The organism is Bordetella sp. MIP270_01_BMS (assembly GCF_054958705.1).
Genome location: NZ_CM143297.1, coordinates 1017852 through 1035722 on the forward strand (window position 1 = coordinate 1017852; position 17871 = coordinate 1035722).

The 17871-nt window shown below is 65.9% G+C and carries 15 protein-coding genes; 6 read left to right on the plus strand and 9 right to left on the minus strand.

Going from position 1 to position 17871, the window contains the following annotated elements; all coding sequences use genetic code 11:
- Positions 1 to 23: 23 nt before the first annotated feature.
- The 5 genes from ACV17W_RS04685 to ACV17W_RS04705 form a co-directional block, all read right to left on the minus strand.
- Positions 24 to 2438, minus strand: coding sequence for a DNA internalization-related competence protein ComEC/Rec2 (locus ACV17W_RS04685; protein WP_462595283.1), 2415 nt, complete (start codon positions 2436 to 2438; stop codon positions 24 to 26).
- 136 nt (positions 2439 to 2574) lie between these two features.
- Positions 2575 to 4812 (minus strand): TonB-dependent receptor domain-containing protein, encoded by a 2238-nt coding sequence (locus tag ACV17W_RS04690; protein WP_462595284.1) that lies wholly within the window; start codon positions 4810 to 4812, stop codon positions 2575 to 2577.
- A 194-nt stretch (positions 4813 to 5006) separates the two neighbouring features.
- Positions 5007 to 5807, minus strand: coding sequence for a TatD family hydrolase (locus ACV17W_RS04695; RefSeq protein ID WP_462595285.1), 801 nt, complete (start codon positions 5805 to 5807; stop codon positions 5007 to 5009).
- A 77-nt stretch (positions 5808 to 5884) separates the two neighbouring features.
- Positions 5885 to 6592, minus strand: a complete 708-nt coding sequence (locus ACV17W_RS04700; protein WP_462595286.1) for an ABC transporter ATP-binding protein — start codon at positions 6590 to 6592, stop codon at positions 5885 to 5887.
- The gene (locus ACV17W_RS04705) at positions 6585 to 7817 is read right to left on the minus strand and encodes a lipoprotein-releasing ABC transporter permease subunit (protein WP_462596460.1); all 1233 of its coding nucleotides are present in this window, start codon (positions 7815 to 7817) and stop codon (positions 6585 to 6587) included. The genes ACV17W_RS04700 and ACV17W_RS04705 overlap by 8 nt, the downstream gene beginning before the upstream one ends.
- A gap of 112 nt (positions 7818 to 7929) precedes the next feature.
- Here ACV17W_RS04705 and ACV17W_RS04710 point away from each other — a divergent pair, with 112 nt between their 5' ends.
- The 6 genes from ACV17W_RS04710 (at position 7930) to ACV17W_RS04735 (ending at position 14363) form a co-directional block, all read left to right on the plus strand.
- Positions 7930 to 8874, plus strand: coding sequence for a hypothetical protein (locus tag ACV17W_RS04710; RefSeq protein ID WP_462595287.1), 945 nt, complete (start codon positions 7930 to 7932; stop codon positions 8872 to 8874).
- Entirely contained in the window at positions 8856 to 10556 is a 1701-nt protein-coding gene (gene recJ, locus ACV17W_RS04715) for a single-stranded-DNA-specific exonuclease RecJ (protein ID WP_462595288.1), read from the plus strand. The genes ACV17W_RS04710 and recJ overlap by 19 nt, the downstream gene beginning before the upstream one ends.
- A 47-nt stretch (positions 10557 to 10603) precedes the next feature.
- A protein-coding gene (gene prfB, locus ACV17W_RS04720) for a peptide chain release factor 2 (RefSeq protein WP_462595289.1) occupies positions 10604 to 11708 on the plus strand; the annotation gives its coding sequence in 2 pieces (ribosomal slippage) (positions 10604 to 10684 and positions 10686 to 11708; 1104 coding nt in all).
- 51 nt (positions 11709 to 11759) lie between these two features.
- Complete coding sequence (locus ACV17W_RS04725) at positions 11760 to 12515, plus strand: SDR family oxidoreductase (RefSeq protein WP_462595290.1); 756 nt, start codon at positions 11760 to 11762, stop codon at positions 12513 to 12515.
- A gap of 6 nt (positions 12516 to 12521) precedes the next feature.
- A complete protein-coding gene (lysS, locus tag ACV17W_RS04730) occupies positions 12522 to 14042 on the plus strand; it encodes a lysine--tRNA ligase (RefSeq protein WP_462595291.1) in 1521 nt (506 codons plus the stop codon).
- Between the two features lie 15 nt (positions 14043 to 14057).
- Positions 14058 to 14363, plus strand: coding sequence for a hypothetical protein (locus ACV17W_RS04735; protein WP_462595292.1), 306 nt, complete (start codon positions 14058 to 14060; stop codon positions 14361 to 14363).
- A 93-nt stretch (positions 14364 to 14456) separates the two neighbouring features.
- Here the strand turns inward: ACV17W_RS04735 and ACV17W_RS04740 are convergent, their stop codons facing one another.
- The 4 genes from ACV17W_RS04740 to hscA form a co-directional block, all read right to left on the minus strand.
- Entirely contained in the window at positions 14457 to 15347 is an 891-nt protein-coding gene (locus ACV17W_RS04740) for a methylglyoxal synthase (RefSeq protein WP_462595293.1), read from the minus strand.
- Positions 15348 to 15416: 69 nt separating this feature from the next.
- Positions 15417 to 15611 carry a Fe-S cluster assembly protein IscX gene (iscX, locus tag ACV17W_RS04745; protein WP_462595294.1) on the minus strand — a complete coding sequence of 65 codons (195 nt, stop codon included), beginning with the start codon at positions 15609 to 15611 and terminating at the stop codon, positions 15417 to 15419.
- A complete protein-coding gene (gene fdx, locus ACV17W_RS04750) occupies positions 15611 to 15952 on the minus strand; it encodes an ISC system 2Fe-2S type ferredoxin (RefSeq protein ID WP_462595295.1) in 342 nt (113 codons plus the stop codon). Before fdx ends, iscX begins: the two co-directional genes overlap by 1 nt.
- 12 nt (positions 15953 to 15964) lie before the next feature.
- On the minus strand, positions 15965 to 17827 hold the full coding sequence (hscA, locus tag ACV17W_RS04755; protein ID WP_462595296.1) for a Fe-S protein assembly chaperone HscA: 1863 nt from the start codon (positions 17825 to 17827) through the stop codon (positions 15965 to 15967).
- Between the last annotated feature and the right edge of the window lie 44 nt (positions 17828 to 17871).

Below are 17871 nucleotides of genomic sequence, written 5' to 3' on the forward strand. Positions count from 1 at the left end.
TACGCAGTCGAGAGGATCACATCTTATAGCAGCGATCCGTGCCGGCCCTGGTGCCAGTACCGCTGCGCCTCGTGCGCCTGCGCTCGCGCAGCAAGCCCGGCGGCCGTAGACGCGATGGTCACGGCGCCATGCCGGTCGGTGCGCCAGAGCCGCGCGCCAGCGTCCTGCCAGCGCGCCTGTACCGATGGCGCCGGATGCCGAAAACGATTCAGGTGCCCGACCTGGGCAATCACATGCTTCGCGCCCGCGGCGCGCACCAGCGCCGCGCTGGACGAACTCGCGGATCCATGATGAGGCGCCAGCACCACATCCACGGCCGGCAATTGCGCGGACACGCTGCGTTCCTGTGCCGCACCGATATCGCCGGGCAGCAAGGCCGCATGCGCGCGCCCCTGCAGCAGCACGACGCAACTGCGCTGGTTTCCCTGCAAACGGGTGCCTGCGGGCGGGTGCAGCATGCGGAACGTGATGCCATCGGCCTCCCACGACTGACCCGCCACGCAGGGCTGGACCTGGTCTGGCAGTGGCGGCGGATTCCGGGATGAGGGAGACGGGGGCTGCCTGCTCAGCAGCGCGGGCAGGTCGAATGAGACCCAGGCTTGCCGCACTGGCAGCGCCGCGAGAACACTTGCCAGCCCGCCGGCGTGGTCCGCATCGCCATGCGAGACGACCAGGCCGTCCAGGGCGCGGTGGCCTCGCGCGCGCAGGAAGGGCACGATGGCGCGCGCCCCTGCGTCCGTCGCATCCCCCTGTCGCGGGCCCGCATCGAACAGCCAGACGCGCGTGGCCGTCTCGACAACGATGGCACTGCCCTGCCCGACGTCGAGGGCGGTCAGGGTCCAGTACCCCGGCGGCGGCCGGTCCGGCCGCCAGCAGAGCATGGGCACCATCAGCATCCAACCTGCGACGCGCGCGGGTAAGCCGGGAGCCTGCAATGCCCAGGCCACGCCGGCCAGCGCGAGCGCCGCCCATGGCCACGGAGCCGCAGGCACGTCAAACACGGCCCATCGGGCGGCCCCGATCCAGGCGACTGGAACCATCGTGATTTCGAAGATTGCATGCCCGGCAATGCCGCATGCCTGGGCGGCCAGCTGCAGGCCGGGGACCGCGCAGAATGCCGCGCACAGCAGGGCCAGCGGAGTCACCAGGAAGCTGACGATGGGGATGGCGAAGGCATTGACCAGCGGTGAGGCCAGCGACACCTGATGCATCAGATACGCCAGCAAAGGCACCAGGCCGAGAGTGATGGCCAGTTGTACCCGCGTGAACTCGCGCAGCAGCCGCCGGAACCGCGCCGGCCACGCGTCGCGCCGCGCCGGGCCTGGACGCGCTGCCGATGGCGTCGCACGCATCAGGATGGCCACAGCGCCAAACGACAACCAGAAGCCGGGAGCCAATACGGCCCAGGGGTCCATCAACACCACGGCGGCCGCAGCCATGGCCAGCACTCGCGTCGCCGCCAGCGGCAAGCGGAGCATGGCACACATCGCGACCACGGCCAGCATGAAAAATGTGCGTCGTGCGGGCACGCCCCACCCCGCCAACAGGCAATACAGCAATGCCACCAGCAACGCAGCGGCGGCCCCTGCGGTTTGCGCAGGCAAAAACTCCGCGAGGCCCGCCTGCCGCCACCGTGCGCGCCGCCAGACCGCTGCGGCGAAGGCGCCCCCCAGCCCGGCTATCAGCGTGACATGCATGCCGCTGATCGACACCAGATGCGTGATGCCGGTTCGGTTGAAAATCTGCCAGTCCTCGCGTGACACGGCCGCCTGGTCCCCCATGGCCAGGGCGATCAACACCGGAGCATAGCGACGCTCACCCATCGCGGCGCGCATTCCCTCGCGCACGTGGTGACGCAGGCGTTCGATCAGGATTCCCATGTGAAACCGGGGCTGGTCGCTCAGTAGCGCAGGGCGTCCCCGAACGGTTGCGGTAGCGCGGATTCCCGCGGCGAACAACCGGGCCTCGGCATCTTGCCCATGCGGGTTGCGCGCGCCATGCGGCCGACGCAACACCAATGCCATGCGCCACACCTGGCCCGGCACGGGCGGCTGCAACTGGGCGCCGGGCGGCGCGCGCCAGGACACCATGATGCGCTTCGGGATGCCCGATGGCCGGTCGGTATCGAGCTCGCCCGTAAAGCGCCATGACGACCCATCGCCTTGTGGCAGATCGGCCACGCGCACCACCAGGCGGCTGACGGCGTCGTTATGCTGCGGCTGCAGTCCGGCATCCAACCTGGCCTGCGCCTGCCACACCGCCCAACCAAGGCCGAGGCCGATCCCCAGCCAAAGGGCGGCGCCTCGACGGGCCCATGCCTGCGTCGTCGGGCAGCGTAACAACACCCCGGTTGCCAACAAGAGCGCGGCCGCCCAGGACGGTCCCCAGCCCGGCTGCGGCAGTGCCGGAAGCTGCTGTACGGCCGCCGCGCCGGCCACCAGACCCGATAAAAACAGACGCCCGACGATGGCGCTCTCCCAAAGCGCACAGCGTAAGCCCGGGGATCTCGATCAGGGGCCTCATGTGGGCGGAATAGTCCGCCCGAGGCGGCCGTCCGCCACCTCGACAATGCGGTCAGAATGTGATGTTGGCTGACACCCAGAGGCGCCGTCCTTCGAGAACCTGGCGATAGGAATTGGTCCAGCTGGCGTTGGCGGCCGGCGTAGTCGTGCCCGTGCGCGGCGCGCCGTAGTCCACGAAGTTCTTGTCGAAGAGGTTGAACACGGCTGCCGACAAGGTGACGTTCTTGTTGACCGCGTATGACCCGCCTGCGCTGGCCAGCCAGTACGGGTTGTAGAACACCTGCTTGCCGTTCCAGTCCACGCCCTGGAATTGCTTCGCACGGTATTCGCCGCGTATCCATGCATTGGCGCGCTCATTGACACGCCAGTTCAGGCCCAGGTTCAAGGCATGGCGAGGCTGCGAGCCCAGCGGCTGCCCCTGCGACGCGCCCGACGTCTGCTCGCTGGCGGTGTACGTATAGTTGCCATTGAAGGACACGCCTTCGTACAGCGGAATGCTGCCGCCGAATTCAAGTCCGCGGATAGTGGCCGAGTCGACGTTGACGCGGCGCGAGAACGTGGCCACGGGCACGCCACGACGTTGCCAGTCGCCCAGATCCAGGCAGCCAGGCACATTATTGCCGGGGGCCCGGCAATTCGGCACGTCTTCGGTCTCGATCTTGTCCTTGAACTTGGTGTGGAAGAACGTCAGGTTGCCGCGCAGCCCTTCCTGGTTGTCGAACAGCACGCCAAGTTCCGAAGAGGTGCTGCGTTCCGGCGTGAGTTGCGAATTGCCCAGCAGCGGAATGGTGCCCTGCCCACCCAGTCCGATGATGCCGTCGGTCATCAGGTTGATGTCCGGGGTCTTGTATCCCCGGCTGACGCCGCCCTTGAACGTCCACGCGGGATCCGCGTTCCATACCAGGTAGCCACGCGGGCTCCACTGGCCACCGAATTGCTCGTTGCGGTCGTAGCGTGCACCCACCGTCAGCGCCAGGTCATCCACAATGCGCCATTCATCTTCGGCAAAGAGCGCCCATTGCCATTGCTTCAGGTCCAGCGGGGCCGAAGCCAGCGAGTCGACGAAACTCTGTTCGCGCCATTGTCCGCCCACGGTCAGGTTGTGGCGGTCGTTGAACAGCGGCATGGTCCACTTCGTATCGAAGACCCAGTTGTCGTATTCCAGCTTCCGCGACGTGCCATCGTAGGCCTGAGGCGGCGCGCTGATGGGGTTGGTACGCCCCTTGGTCTCAGTGGTGTCATACACCAGGCTGGTATCGGACGTGACCGACTCGTAGCGGCCCAGATGCGTCAAGGCATAGCGCGTGCGGTTGAACTTGATTTCGGGCGAGTAACCGCCGCCGGCCTGGCCCGGAGCGATCTCGCTGTTGAGCGTGCCCACCTGGCTGTTCGAGTTGTCGTAGTTCTGCCAGCTCTGGTCTATGTCGAGCAGGATGTCGTGATTGCGGTTCGGCGTCAGCGCCAGGCGCATGCCCACATTGGTCAGCTTGCTTTCGCCCAGACCGCTGAAGCTGGCCAGGTCGCCCGTGTAATCGCCGCTGTCGTATTCCGCCTGCGTCGCGGCGAAGTCGCCAGTGGCGCCCAGCGTGCGCTGAAATCCGCCGCGCAGCGACAACCCGAGCAGGTCATTCTTGATGGGGCCGCTCAGATAGAACGCCGTGCCGTAACTGTTGCCGTAGCGGCTATCTCCCTGGACGGTACCGTCCACCGTGACCTGACCGCCCCACTCTTCCGCCACCTTGCGCGTGATGATGTTGATCACGCCGCCCATGGCGTCGGAACCATAGAGCGTGGACATCGGCCCGCGCACCACCTCGATGCGGTCGATGGCCGCCATCGGCGGGATGAAATTGGTGTCCACGTCGCCGAAGCCGTTGGGACGCGAGCCGCTGCTGTTGCGGTTGACCCGTTTTCCATCTACCAGGATCAGGGTGTAGTCGCTCGGCATGCCGCGTATGCTGATGTTCATGCCACCGGTCTTGCCGCCCCGCTCGACCGACACGCCTTCGATATCAGCCACCGCGTCGGCAAGGTTGTGAAAGGGCCGCTGCTCGAGCTGCTCCCGGGTGACCACTGAAATCGACGCCGGCGCATTCTTGACCTCCTGTTCGAAACCCGAAGCGGTGACCACGACGGTATCCAGTTGCGCCACCCCCATGGTGTCTTCCGCCGGGGCTTGCTGCGCGCTTGCCGCGCACACGGCGGCAGCGGCGGCCATCAAAGCGGAATAACGCGCGCTGCGCCTGGAAAGCGATGAAACAGGGCGCGGCACTGGCAGCGGTTCGGTCACGTCAGGATCTCCGGTCAATTCGAAAAGAAGAAGCGCCACAGGCGGGAGACCGCCCGGCCGCGTCCAAGAACTTCAGATTTCTGTAAGGTTCGTAATGATATTGATTCTCAGAATTATGTCAATACAAACTAGTGTTAAGGCGCACCAACGGCTTGCGTCCAGACAAGACACGAATCAAGCGGGGGGGAAAGGTGTTAAGCGGAGAGACGCGGCAGGACGCGTCGCGCGTTGGCCGAAGTCACGCGAGCGATTTCGGCCGTGTCCAGCCCGCGCAGGTCGCCCAGGACCTTGGCTATACCCGGCAATTGCGCAGGGTCGTTGCGCCGATCAGGCGCGTGCAGCCAGGCGGGAGGAATGTCTGGCGCATCGGTTTCCAGCACCAGATGCTCAAGACCGATATCGGTGGCATGGCGCCGTATCTGGAGGGCGCGGGAATAGGTCATCGCGCCGCCAAAGCCCAATGCAAACCCGCGTTCGACAAAGGCCCTCGCCTGCTGCGCGCTGCCGTTGAAGGCATGGGCAATGCCGCCGCGCACGCCCGTGCGGCGGCGCAGGTACTTCAAAACGATGTCTTGCGAACGCCGCACATGCAGCAGCACGGGCAGGTCGAATTCAGCAGCCAGGGCAAGCTGCGCGTCATAGTAGCGTTCCTGGCGGTCGCGGGCCGCGCCGGTCGCGATGTCCGGCACAAAAAAGTCCAGCCCGATCTCGCCGATGGCGACGAAACGCGGATCGTCCAGGGAAGCCACCACGGCACTGCGCAAAACCTCCAGGTCGGATTCCTGCGCCCGCCCCACGAACAGTGGGTGGATTCCCAGTGCGTACGCGCCGCCTTCAATCTCATGGGCGAGTTCGCGCACGATCTGGAAATTGGCCTGTTCGACCGCCGGAATGACAATGTGATGCACGCCCGCCGCGTGTGCGCGGCGCGCCACGTCCAGACGGTCGTCGCTGAATTCGGCTGCGTCGAGATGACAGTGCGTATCTATAAGCATGGCGTGTCGATGAACGCTGCGCCGGGCGCCGGGCGCCCGGCCGGCGCGCCCGCATTGAGGCGGGCCGCGCCGCCTTCCTAGCCCGAAACCAGTTGCCCGCGCTCCATCAGCAACTGGCGGTCGGCCAGCCTGGCCAGTTCGGCGTCATGCGTGACGATAGCAAACGCCGTACCGGACTCGCGATTCACCCGAGTCAGCAGCTCGAACATCTTGTGCGCCGTGCCGCGATCCAGGTTGCCAGTGGGCTCGTCGGCCAGGACGCAGGCCGGGCGCGTGACCAGCGCCCGCGCCAGCGCGACGCGTTGCCGCTCTCCGCCGGACAACTGGCCGGGAAAATGGTGTTCGCGCTGGGCCAGACCAACCAGCGACAACACTTCGCGTGCCGCGGCGCGCGCCTTGTTGCGCGGCTCCCGGCGCACAATCAGCGGCATCGCGATGTTGTCCACGGCGGAGAACTCGGGCAGCAGGTGGTGGAACTGGTAGACGAAGCCGAGGCTGCGGTTTCGCAACGCGCTCTTTTGCGACTCTGACAACCCGGCGCCGGATACGCCGTCGATCATCACTTCGCCGGACGTCGGCACGTCGAGCAAGCCCAGGATGTGCAGCAGCGTACTCTTGCCCGATCCTGACGCACCGACGATGGCAACCATTTCCCCCCGCGCCACGGTAAGACTGACGTCGTCCAGCACCTGGATGCGCGACGGCCCCTCGTCGTAGGCCTTGACCAGGTTGCACGCTTGCAAGGCCGGCGTGTCGGCGGCGGAAGTCCGATCGGCGTCAGTCATGGCGCAGCACCTGGGCGGGTTGCAGGCGCGAGGCGCGCCAGCTGGGATACAGCGTGGCCAGCAGCGAGAGCACCAGTGAAGTCACGCCTATGGTGATGATGTCACCCGATTGCGGATCGGACGGCAGTTCGCTGATGAAATAAATCTCGCGAGGCAGGAAATGGATACCCAGCAGACCTTCGATGAAGGGCACAATGATGTGGATGTTATAGGCAATCAGCATGCCGCCGAGCACGCCGACGACCGTGCCGACCACGCCGATCAGCGCCCCCTGCACCAGGAATATCCGGGCCACTTCGCCGGGGCCCGCGCCCAGGGTACGCAGGATCGCGATGTCGGACTGCTTGTCCTTCACGGCCATCACCAGCGATGAGAGCAGGTTGAAAGCGGCCACAGCCACGATCAGGGCAAGAATCAGGAACATCATGCGCTTTTCGGTCTGGACGGCGGCAAACCAGGTGCGATTGTTGCGCGACCAGTCGCTGGCCATGACATACGGCGGCAACACCTTGCTCAATTCGGCAGCCACTTGGGGGGCGCGCTGCATATCCTGCACGCGCAGGCGCACGCCCGCAGTGCCACTGTCGCGGAACACGCGCGCCGCATCCTGTGCGTCGATGAAGGCGAGGCTGGAATCATATTCATAGTGGCCGGAGGTGAAGGTGCCCACCACCGTGAACTGACGCATACGCGGCGTGAAGCCGGCCGGACTGATCGAGCCCTGCGGCGCCAGCATCAGAAGGGTATCGCCCACCTGAACCCCCAGGGCATCCGCCAGATCGCGACCGAGCACCACGCCAAAGCTTCCCGCCTTCAGGTCGGAAAGCCTTCCGGTGCTCATCTGGCCTGGGATATCGGATACACGCCCCTCGGTGGCGGGGTCGATGCCGCGTACCTGTACACCTCGCAGGGCCTGGCCCCGCGCCAGCATTGCCTGGGCGGCGACGAAAGGCGCGGCCCCCCGGACCTCGCTGTTGCGTTCGGCAGAATCGGCGAACTGCCGCCATTGCTCCAGCACCCGTTCTGGAACGGCGCCGGGAATATACAGTTCGATATGAGGCAGCACCGACAGCATGCGGTCGCGCACCTCTTTCTGGAACCCGTTCATGACCGACAGCACGACGATCAGGGCAGCGACGCCCAGCGCAATGCCCGCCATCGATGTGGCGGCGATGAACGAGATGAAGCGATCGCGGCGGCCGCGTCGCTGGCGGATGCGCGCCATACCCGCGTAGCGGGCGCCGATCCAGAGTTCGTAAGGTATTTTCAGCACTCGCGCATTATGGCATTAACCGGTGCCTCGGCCGGGGCCGTTGCCAGCGACTACAATCGGCGCCATGCTCATAGCTATACCGGGCGCCCTGCCTCCCCTGCCTGTCGCCGCCGAACTGGCACGCCTGCTGCCTCAGCGTGCCCCCGTGCTGCATGCCTGGCTGCAAGGCGCCACTGCCCATGTCACGGCGTTTGACGCGCGCGTACATGGGTGCACGCCGTTCGAGGCCTGGCAACTGGTGCAGGCGGGCTACCGGCCTGGTCCGGGTACGCCGCTGGGCAGCGGGCTCGGTCCGCTGCGCGCCCCCGCGGTGGCCGATGACGGCAAGCCCGTCTGGCTTGCCGAATTGTCCCACCTCGCGTTGGGCACCGATCAGGCCGTCCTGCTCGACCCTGAGGGACTGGACGTCCGCGCCGAAGAAGGCTTGGCCCTGCTGGACACGGCTCAACCCAGTCTTGCCGCGGCCGGCTTCTCGGCGCAGTCGGTGGGTCCGCAGCGCTGGCGCCTGAGCCTGCCCGAAGGCCTGGCGCCGCCCACGGTAAGTCCCGCAGCCGTCGCAGGCCTGCCACTGCGAGACTGGTGGAGCCAGGATCCCGCCATGCGTCCGTGGCGCCGGCTGCTGAACGAAATCCAGATGGCATGGCATGAACACCCCGTCAACGAAGCCCGGGTCGCGCGCGGGGTGCCCCCCGTCAACGCCCTGTGGCTCTACGGAGGCGCGCGCGCCTGGCCGGCAACGCCGGCTGCGCCCGCCGAAGTCGCCACAGAGCTCGACGCTCCACATCGCGCAGGCGATTGGGCGGCCTGGCTGGAGGCGCTGGCCGAGCTCGACCGCCACCGGTTGCGCCCGCTGGCCGATCCTTCCCGCCTGCCGGCCACGGGCCTGCAACTGGTCCTGCTGGGCGCCGACCGGCGCGCCGATTTGTCCCTGAAACCGCGAGGCCGCCTGCTGGGCTGGCTGCCCGCACGCAAGAAAAACTGGAATGCCTGGTGGTCTCACCCCGTCTGACTGTACGCTCGACCGATTTTGACGCTTGCCGCATTCTCGAGGCGGCGGGCGTGCACCCCCTGCTGGCCCGCCTGTGGGCCGCGCGCGGCGTTTGCCACCCCGACCAGACGCGCCTGGCATGGCCCGCCTTGCTGCCGCCGGCCGGCCTGACCCATGTGGATCGTGCCGCGGCCATTCTGGCCGACGCCATCGCGCAGGGCAAGCGGATGCTGATCGTGGCCGATTACGACTGCGACGGCGCCACGGCCTGCGCCGTCGGACTGCGCGCGCTGCGGGCGTTCGGTGCCGACGTCGACTTCCTGGTGCCCAACCGATTCGAGACCGGCTACGGACTCTCGCCGGCCGTCGTCGAACTGGCCTGCTCGCACCATCGCGGCAAGCCCGATCTGATCATCACCGTGGACAACGGCATCGCCAGCGTCGAGGGCGTTGCCGCCGCCAATGCCGCCGGCATCGGGGTGGTGGTTACCGACCACCATCTCCCGGGGGACACCCTGCCCGACGCCCTGGCGATCGTCAATCCCAACCAGCCGGGCTGCGGCTTTCCATCGAAGAACCTGGCGGGCGTCGGGGTGATTTTCTACCTGATGCTGGCGCTGCGGGCCGAGCTGCGCCGGCGCGGCACTTATGCCCGGGACGGGGGGCCGCGCCTGGACGCGCTGGCCGACCTCGTGGCGCTGGGCACCGTCGCCGACGTGGTCAAGCTTGACGCGAACAACCGTCTGCTGGTCACGCAGGGCCTGCAGCGCATGCGCAGCGGCCGCATGCAGCCCGGCGTTCGCGCGCTGTTTGCGGTCGCCGCTCGTGAGCCTCGCAGTGCCAGCGGCTTTGACCTCGGCTTCGCGCTGGGTCCGCGCATCAACGCCGCCGGACGCCTGGCCGACATGAGTCTGGGCATTGCCTGCCTGACTACAGACGACGAAGCACAGGCGCTCGACATGGCGCGGCAGCTCGACCAGATCAACCGCGAACGGCGCGGCATCGAGGCCGAAATGCGCGAACAGGCGCTGGCCGCCATGGATGCGGCCAGCGAGCACAACAGCGCCACCGTCTGCGTTTTCGATCCGGGCTGGCACCAGGGCGTCGTGGGGTTGGTGGCGTCGCGGCTAAAAGAAAAATACTGGCGCCCCACCCTGGCCTTTGCCCCGGCCGGTGACGACGAGATCCGCGGTTCCGGGCGATCGATTCCCGATGTGCACCTGCGCGACGCGCTCGACCTTGTGTCCAAGCGCCATCCCGGCCTGATCCGGAAATTCGGCGGACACGCCATGGCCGCGGGCCTGACGCTGGGCCGTCATGATTTTCCGGCGTTCGGCCCGGCCTTCGACGCCGCCGTACGAGAACTCACCGGGCGCGATGCATTCGAGCCATTGCTGGAAACCGATGGCTCGCTGGAAACCGGCTACGCAAACGCCGAAGTGGCGACACTGCTGCAGCAGCAGGTGTGGGGGGCCGGTTTTGCCCCGCCGTTGTTCCTGGACGAATTCACGGTGCGCAACCAGCGCCTGGTCGGCGAAAAGCACCTGAAGCTGTCGCTGGAACGCGGCCACCAGCGATTTGACGGCATCTGGTTCGGACATGACCAGTCCCTGCCCGAGCGGGTGCGCGTGGCGTACCGCCTTGAACCCAATGTCTGGAACGGGGTCGTGTCGGCCCAACTGGTCGTCGAGCATGCCGAATAATCCACGCTAAAATGTTGGGTTTCGCACTAATCCAGCCAGGAAGCACCATGGAAGCCGAACGCCAGAACCAGCTCGCCGCCCGCCTTGCCGACTATGCAGAGCGCGAGCAAGCGCTACGGGGGTATCTTTGACTACGATCTGAAGGCTGAACGCCTGCAGGTCGTCAATGCCGAGCTTGAAGACCCGGCCGTCTGGAATGACCCCAAGCACGCCCAAGACTTGGGACGCGAGAAAAAATCCCTCGAAACCGTCGTCGCCACGCTGACCGGCTTGCGCAGCGGCATTGCCGACGCGCTCGAACTCTACGAGCTGGCCGCGGCCGACGACGACGACGCCACCTTGCAGTCCATCGAGAACGACGCCGACGAATTCCAGCGGCAACTCGAAGACCTCGAATTCCGCCGCATGTTCGGCAATCCGGCCGACCCGCTGAACTGTTTTATCGACATCCAAGCCGGAGCCGGCGGCACCGAAGCCCAGGACTGGGCGTCGATGTTGCTGCGGCAGTACCTGAAATACGCGGAACGCAAGGGCTTCAAAGCCGAAATCCTTGAAGAATCCGAAGGAGAAGTCGCCGGCTTGAAGTCCGCCACGATCAAGCTCGAAGGCGACTACGCATTCGGCTACCTGCGCACCGAAACGGGCGTGCACCGGCTGGTGCGCAAGAGCCCCTTCGATTCTTCGGGCGGCCGCCACACCTCGTTTGCCAGCGTCTTCGTCTACCCCGAAGTCGACGATTCATTCGAAGTCGAGGTCAACCCGGCCGACCTGCGCGTGGACACCTATCGCGCGAGCGGCGCGGGCGGACAGCACATCAACAAAACCGACTCGGCGGTGCGTCTGACGCACATCCCGACCGGCATCGTGGTGCAGTGCCAGAACGACCGCTCGCAGCATCGCAACCGCGCCGAAGCGATGCAGATGCTCAAATCGAAGCTCTACGAGCTTGAAATGCGCAATCGCATGGCCGAACAGCAAAAGCTGGAAGACTCCAAGACCGACGTAGGCTGGGGCCACCAGATCCGTTCGTACGTGCTGGACCAAAGCCGCATCAAGGACTTGCGCACCAACGTCGAAATTTCGAACACCCAGAAGGTGCTCGATGGCGACCTCGATACCTTCATCCAGGCCAGCCTGAAGCAAGGTGTGTGATCCCGCCGGCGCTGCCGGCATCTCACTCATGAACACTCTAGGGGCAAGCGCATGACCGACACGATTGCAATCCTGACCGGGGCCTCGCGCGGTATCGGCGCGGCCCTCGCTCGCAAACTCGCGCGGCCCGGCACGCGCCTGGTGACGTTGGCACGCCGAGCCGACCCTGAACTCGCGTCGCATGCGCAAGCCCAGGGGGCCGAGCTCGAGCAGATCCAGGTCGACCTGTCCGACCTGCGTTCGGCCGGGGAAGTCGCCAGCCGCCTCAGTGCGCAACTGCCGCGCGACGCGCGGCGCTACCTGTTGATCAACAACGCCGGCACCGTGCAGCCCGTCGCGGCCGCGCATCGCCTGACCGACGGCGACGCGATTGCGCAGGCGTTCAACCTGAACGTCTCGGCCGTCATGCTGCTGACGGCGCACTTCGTGGCTGCCGTGCAGGGGTTGCAGGCGCAGCGGCGCATACTGAACATATCATCCGGCGCGGGGCGAAATCCGAATGCGGGCTGGGGCGTATATTGCGCCACCAAGGCCGCACTCGACATGTACACGCGGGTGCTGAACCAGGAACAGGCAGCGCACGGCGTGCGCGCCGTGGCGCTGGCGCCGGGCGTGGTGGATACCGGCATGCAGGAAACCATCCGCGCCAGCGACCCGGCGAACTTCCCCGCATTGGCCCGGTTCCAGGAACTGCACGCCACAGGCAAACTCACCTCCCCCGACTCCGTGGCCCAGCGCATTCTGGCCTATCTCGAACGCGAAGATTTCGGCACGACCGAAATCGACGACATCCGCAATTACGACTGACCCACCATGACCGATCACTCGCCCGTACCGGCTGCCCAGGATGAAAACCGCTTGATTTCCGAGCGGCGCGCCAAACTTGCAAAGTTGCGCGAAGCCGGGGTCGCGTATCCCAACGATTTCGTACCGGACGCGCATGCCGCGGAACTGCATCGCCAATACGGCGACCAAGACCAGGAAGCCCTTGCGGGCGCCGGGGTGCAAGTGAAGGTCGCCGGCCGAATGATGCTCAAACGCGTCATGGGCAAGGCCAGTTTCGCCACCATCCAGGACGGCAGCGGGCGCATCCAGATCTATCTTGACCGCGGCACGCTGGGCGACGAGGCCTATGCCGCATTCAAGCAATGGGATATCGGCGACATCATCGCCGTCGAAGGTTCAGTATTCAAGACCAACAAGGGTGAACTCTCGGTGCATGCTGCCACGGCGCGCATGCTGTCGAAATCGCTGCGTCCGCTGCCCGACAAGTTCCACGGCGTGGCCGACCAGGAACTGCGTTACCGCCAGCGCTACGTCGACCTCATCATGACCGAGGCGACGCGCCGCACGTTCGAGGTGCGCAGCAAAGCGGTGGGCAGCATCCGTCAGGTCATGCTTGATGCCGGGTTTCTCGAAGTCGAGACGCCCATGCTGCACCCGATACCGGGCGGCGCCGCGGCCAAGCCCTTTGTCACGCACCATAATGCGCTCGACATGGAAATGTTCCTGCGCATCGCGCCCGAACTCTATCTGAAGCGCCTCGTGGTGGGCGGCTTCGAACGCGTCTTCGAGATCAACCGCAACTTCCGCAACGAAGGTGTCAGCCCCCGGCACAACCCTGAGTTCACGATGATGGAGTTCTATGCGGCCTATGCGGACTACCGCTGGCTGATGGATTTCACCGAGCAGATCCTGCGCAAGGCCGCCGTGGCCGCCACCGGCAGCGCCGTCCTGACGTACCAGGACCGCGAACTCGACCTCTCGCGTCCATTCGACCGCCTGACCATCTGCGAAGCCATCCTGAAATACGCGCCCGGCTATGCGCAGACCCAGCTTGACGACCCCGCCTTCCTGCGCGCCGAACTCAAGAAACTGGGCGCCGACGTGGATGGACCAGTTCTCTCGCGCGCCGGACTGGGGGCCCTGCAGCTGGCCTTGTTCGAGGAAACCGCCGAATCGCAGCTGTGGAACCCCACGTACATCATCGATTACCCGATCGAAGTGTCACCGCTGGCGCGCGCGTCAGACACGCGCCCCGGCATCACCGAGCGATTCGAGCTGTTCATGACAGGACGCGAAATCGCCAACGGCTTCTCCGAACTCAACGACCCCGAAGACCAGGCCGAGCGCTTCCGCGCGCAAGTCGAAGCCAAGGATGCCGGTGACGAAGAAGCCATGTATTTCGACGCCGATTACATCCGTGCGCTGGAATATGGCATGCCACCCACAGGGGGTTGCGGCATCGGGATCGACCGCCTCGTCATGCTGCTGACCGACAGTCCCAGCATACGCGACGTTATCCTCTTCCCGCATCTGCGCCGCGAAGACTGACCCCCGGGAGCCGCCATGCTCGTAAAGATACTGATCATCGCGGCCTTCATCATGCTGGTGCTGTACGTCGTACTGCCCAAGCGCCGCCCTTCCACGCCGGCGCCTGCCCGCGCCGGCCGTCTCGCACTCGCCCTGCTGGCCAGCGCGGGCGTGGTGCTGTTCATCCTGTCGTTGTTCTGTGCCCTGCTCTGGTTGGGCGGCATGACGGACGCCGTGGGGGGTGGCGACGTGCTGGGCGGCACCGGCCTTCTGCGCATTTCCGCAGTTTTGCTGGCGATGTCGCTCGCTTGCGGCGTCATCGTGCTGTTCAAGCGCCGGTAGTTCAGCGCCGTTGATTCAGGCGCTCTCGGTCATGGCGCCGTGGGTGGCACGCTCGCCGCATGCTCCAAGGCGCGCGGGCCGTGACACCGAAGTTCAGTTTCGAATCTGCGCCTGACGCAGTGTGACGCCCGTGGCCCAGCGGCGCGCCACGCCGGGCGACGTCACGCAGGTGGCGGCCCTCGTCACGACACGCACCGCCCTCTCCAGAAGTTGAATGTCGGCCTCGTGCTGACGCGCCACGTGCGGATCCTCGAAAAACGCGACACGTTGGCAGCGCTGCTCCAGCACCAATTCCGCGATCTGCGCGTCCCCTCCCAGCGGACCGCTCAGGTAGCGATGTACCCAAGGCCGATCGGCAGGCCAGCCGCGCGACCACGCCAGCTCATTGAGCAGGCCGCCCGTCGTACCGGTGGCCACGCGTCCGGCGAACTGGGACAACAGGTCGAAATGCTCGGACGCGAAAGCAACCATTTCTTCTTTGAGCGCGTCGTGCGCGATCAGGGCGATGGTCTGGCCCTCAAAGTCAAAATAGCGGGACACTGCAGGATCTGGCGGCAGGCCCGCCAGCATGCATTCGATCTCTACCCATTCAATGGCCCCAGCCAACGTGGAGATGAATGGGCGGCCGTGGGTGATGCATTGTCGCTTCAGGGCCAGCGCTTCGGGAAAGATGGACGATGGGTCGACCGGATCGATGAGGTAGATAGCGCCATCGAACGGGGCGTCTCCGTCGCGGCCTTCGGTCACCCGCGCGACCAGCTTCATCAGCCCACCCTCGCGCCCATAGGGGTAGCGTATCAGGCCCCGATAGCCCTGCAGCATGCCTTCGCGCATGATGGCGTCATGCGTGCGCCCCACCGTGTGCAATTGCATGTCAAGCTTGCGTATGCCGGCCGAGCTGGCGCGCAGCCAGTCGAACAGGGCTGCGTCAGGGGTTTCGTGATGCAGGCGGTTGGCAGCTAGGCCGAAGCGCAAAGCGGTCATGGCAGTCCGGAACTATGGCAATTATTGATTGTGCGCCGGCGCGGCGCGGCAAACCGACGGACGGGACGTTCAGGCGGCCTCGTCGATCCAGGCCATCTGTATGGCTTCCAGGATTTTCTCGCCGCTGCGCGCGGGGTCATCGTCGAAACCCGGCAATGCAATCACCCAGTCGCGCAGCTGCGTGAAACGCACGCCCGCCGGATCCACATCAGGGTGAGCATCCGCCAGCGCGGCGGCGATATCGTATGTATCGACCCACTTCATCAGTGTTCCTCTTTCGCGTGGTTGATGGTGTACTTGGGAATCTCGATCGTCAGGTCGGTTTGAGCAAGTCGCGCCTGGCAGGACAGGCGCGAAGTGGGGCTCAATCCCCAGGCCTTGTCGAGCAGGTCTTCTTCATCATCGGTGGCGTCTTCTAGCGACGAAAAGCCCTCGCGAACGATGACGTGGCACGTTGTGCATGCGCACGAAAGTTCACAGGCATGCTCGATCTCGATATGGTTGTCGAGCAGCACCCTGCAGATGGAAGCACCCTGCGGCGCATTCTCGATGACGGCGCCTTCCGGGCAGACGTCTGGATGGGGCAACACGGTAAGTTTTGGCATACGGCGATCTGGTCAGGCGATTTCGTCAAGTTTGCGGCCCGCCAGCGCGGCCCGGATACCCCGATCCATACGGCGCGCGGCGAATTCCTCGGTGGCCTCCGACAGGGCCTGCACCGCGCCGCGAACGGCGTCGGCATCGTCGGCGTCCTGCACGGCGGCGGCGACCCGCAGGCAATGGTCTACCCGGGCTCGTTCATCGGCATCAAGCAGGTCGCCATCGGCGGCCAATGCGGCTTGAACCGATTCGACCAGGCGCCGGGCCTCGACCTGCTGTTCGCGCAACATGCGGGCCTGCGCGTCACTGTCGGCCTGGGCCACGCTGTCGGCCAGCATGCGCGTGATCTCGTCGTCGGACAGGCCATATGACGGCTTGACCGTAACTGCGGCCTCCACCCCCGTGCTCTGTTCACGCGCGGTCACGCTCAGCAGGCCATCGGCATCGACCTGGAACGTCACGCGGATTCGCGCGGCACCGGCCACCATGGGTGGAATGCCCCGCAATTCGAAGCGTGCCAGGGACCTGCAATCGGACACCAGCTCACGTTCTCCCTGCACGACATGAACGCTCATCGCGCCCTGCCCGTCTTTGAAGGTTGTGAATTCCTGCGCGCGCGCGACGGGAATCGTACTGTTGCGCGGAATGATACGTTCGACCAGGCCGCCCATGGTTTCCAGCCCCAAAGACAGCGGCGTCACGTCGAGCAGCAGCCAGTCTTCACCGGGCAGGCGATTGCCCGCCAGCAAGTTGGCCTGCAGCGCGGCGCCCAGGGCCACGACCTGGTCCGGGTCCAGATCGACCAGGGGCTCAGTGCGGAACAGTTCGCCGACGGCGCGGCGCACCACCGGCATGCGGGTTGCGCCGCCCACCATGACCACGCCCTTGACCTCGGACACCTGCAGCCCGGCATCACGCAACGCGGCGCGGGCCCGATCGAGCGTGCGTTGAACGAGGGGTTGCGCCAGCTGTTCGAATTGGTCGCGCGTCAGGTTCAGATCAAGCTGCCGGCCATCCTGCAGGCTGGCGCGCAGCGGCGCCTCGGCGCCATTCGACAATGCCTCGCGAGCGGCGCGTGCGGCGACCAGGACCGTGCGGCGGTCGCCCGGGGTCAGCGGCGCATCACCCAGGCTGGCGCGCGCGAACTCGCTGATGGCCCAATCGAAATCGTCGCCGCCCAGTGCGGTGTCGCCACCTGTGGCCACCACCTCGAAGACACCCTGCGTCAGGCGAAGAATGGAAATATCGAAGGTGCCACCGCCCAGGTCATAGACGGCGTACGTGCCTTCGGCGGCCTGATCCAACCCATAGGCAATGGCCGCCGCCGTGGGTTCGTTGAGCAGGCGCAGTACGTTCAACCCCGCCAGGCGGGCGGCGTCGCGCGTGGCCTGGCGCTGCGCGTCATCGAAATAAGCGGGCACCGTAATCACTGCGCCCACCAGATCGTCGCCCAACACGTCTTCTGCGCGCTGGCGCAAAACGGCCAGGATCTGCGCAGAGACCTCGACAGGGCTGAGATCTCCCTGAACGGTGCGCAGGCGCACCATGCCCGGCGAGTCGACAAAATCGTACGGCGCGCCGCTGGCGCGCGCATCGTCGGCGGAACGCCCCATGAAGCGCTTCACCGAAACGACGGTATTGAATGAATCAGCGCTCTGCTGCTGCAGGGCCTCGCGGCCGATGACGACCCTGCCGTCGGGCAGATAGCGCACCGCCGAGGGCAGCAGGGGCTGGCCCGCTGCGTCGTTCAGCACTTCGGGAGTGCTGCTGCGCACGGCAGCCACCAGTGAATTGGTCGTGCCCAGGTCGATGCCCACCGCCAGCTTGCGCTGGTGCGGTGCGGGCGATTCGCCAGGCTCGGAAATCTGCAATAAGGCCATGATTGTGCTTCAGGTCGGAAAGCGAAACAGCGGCTTGGCGCGTG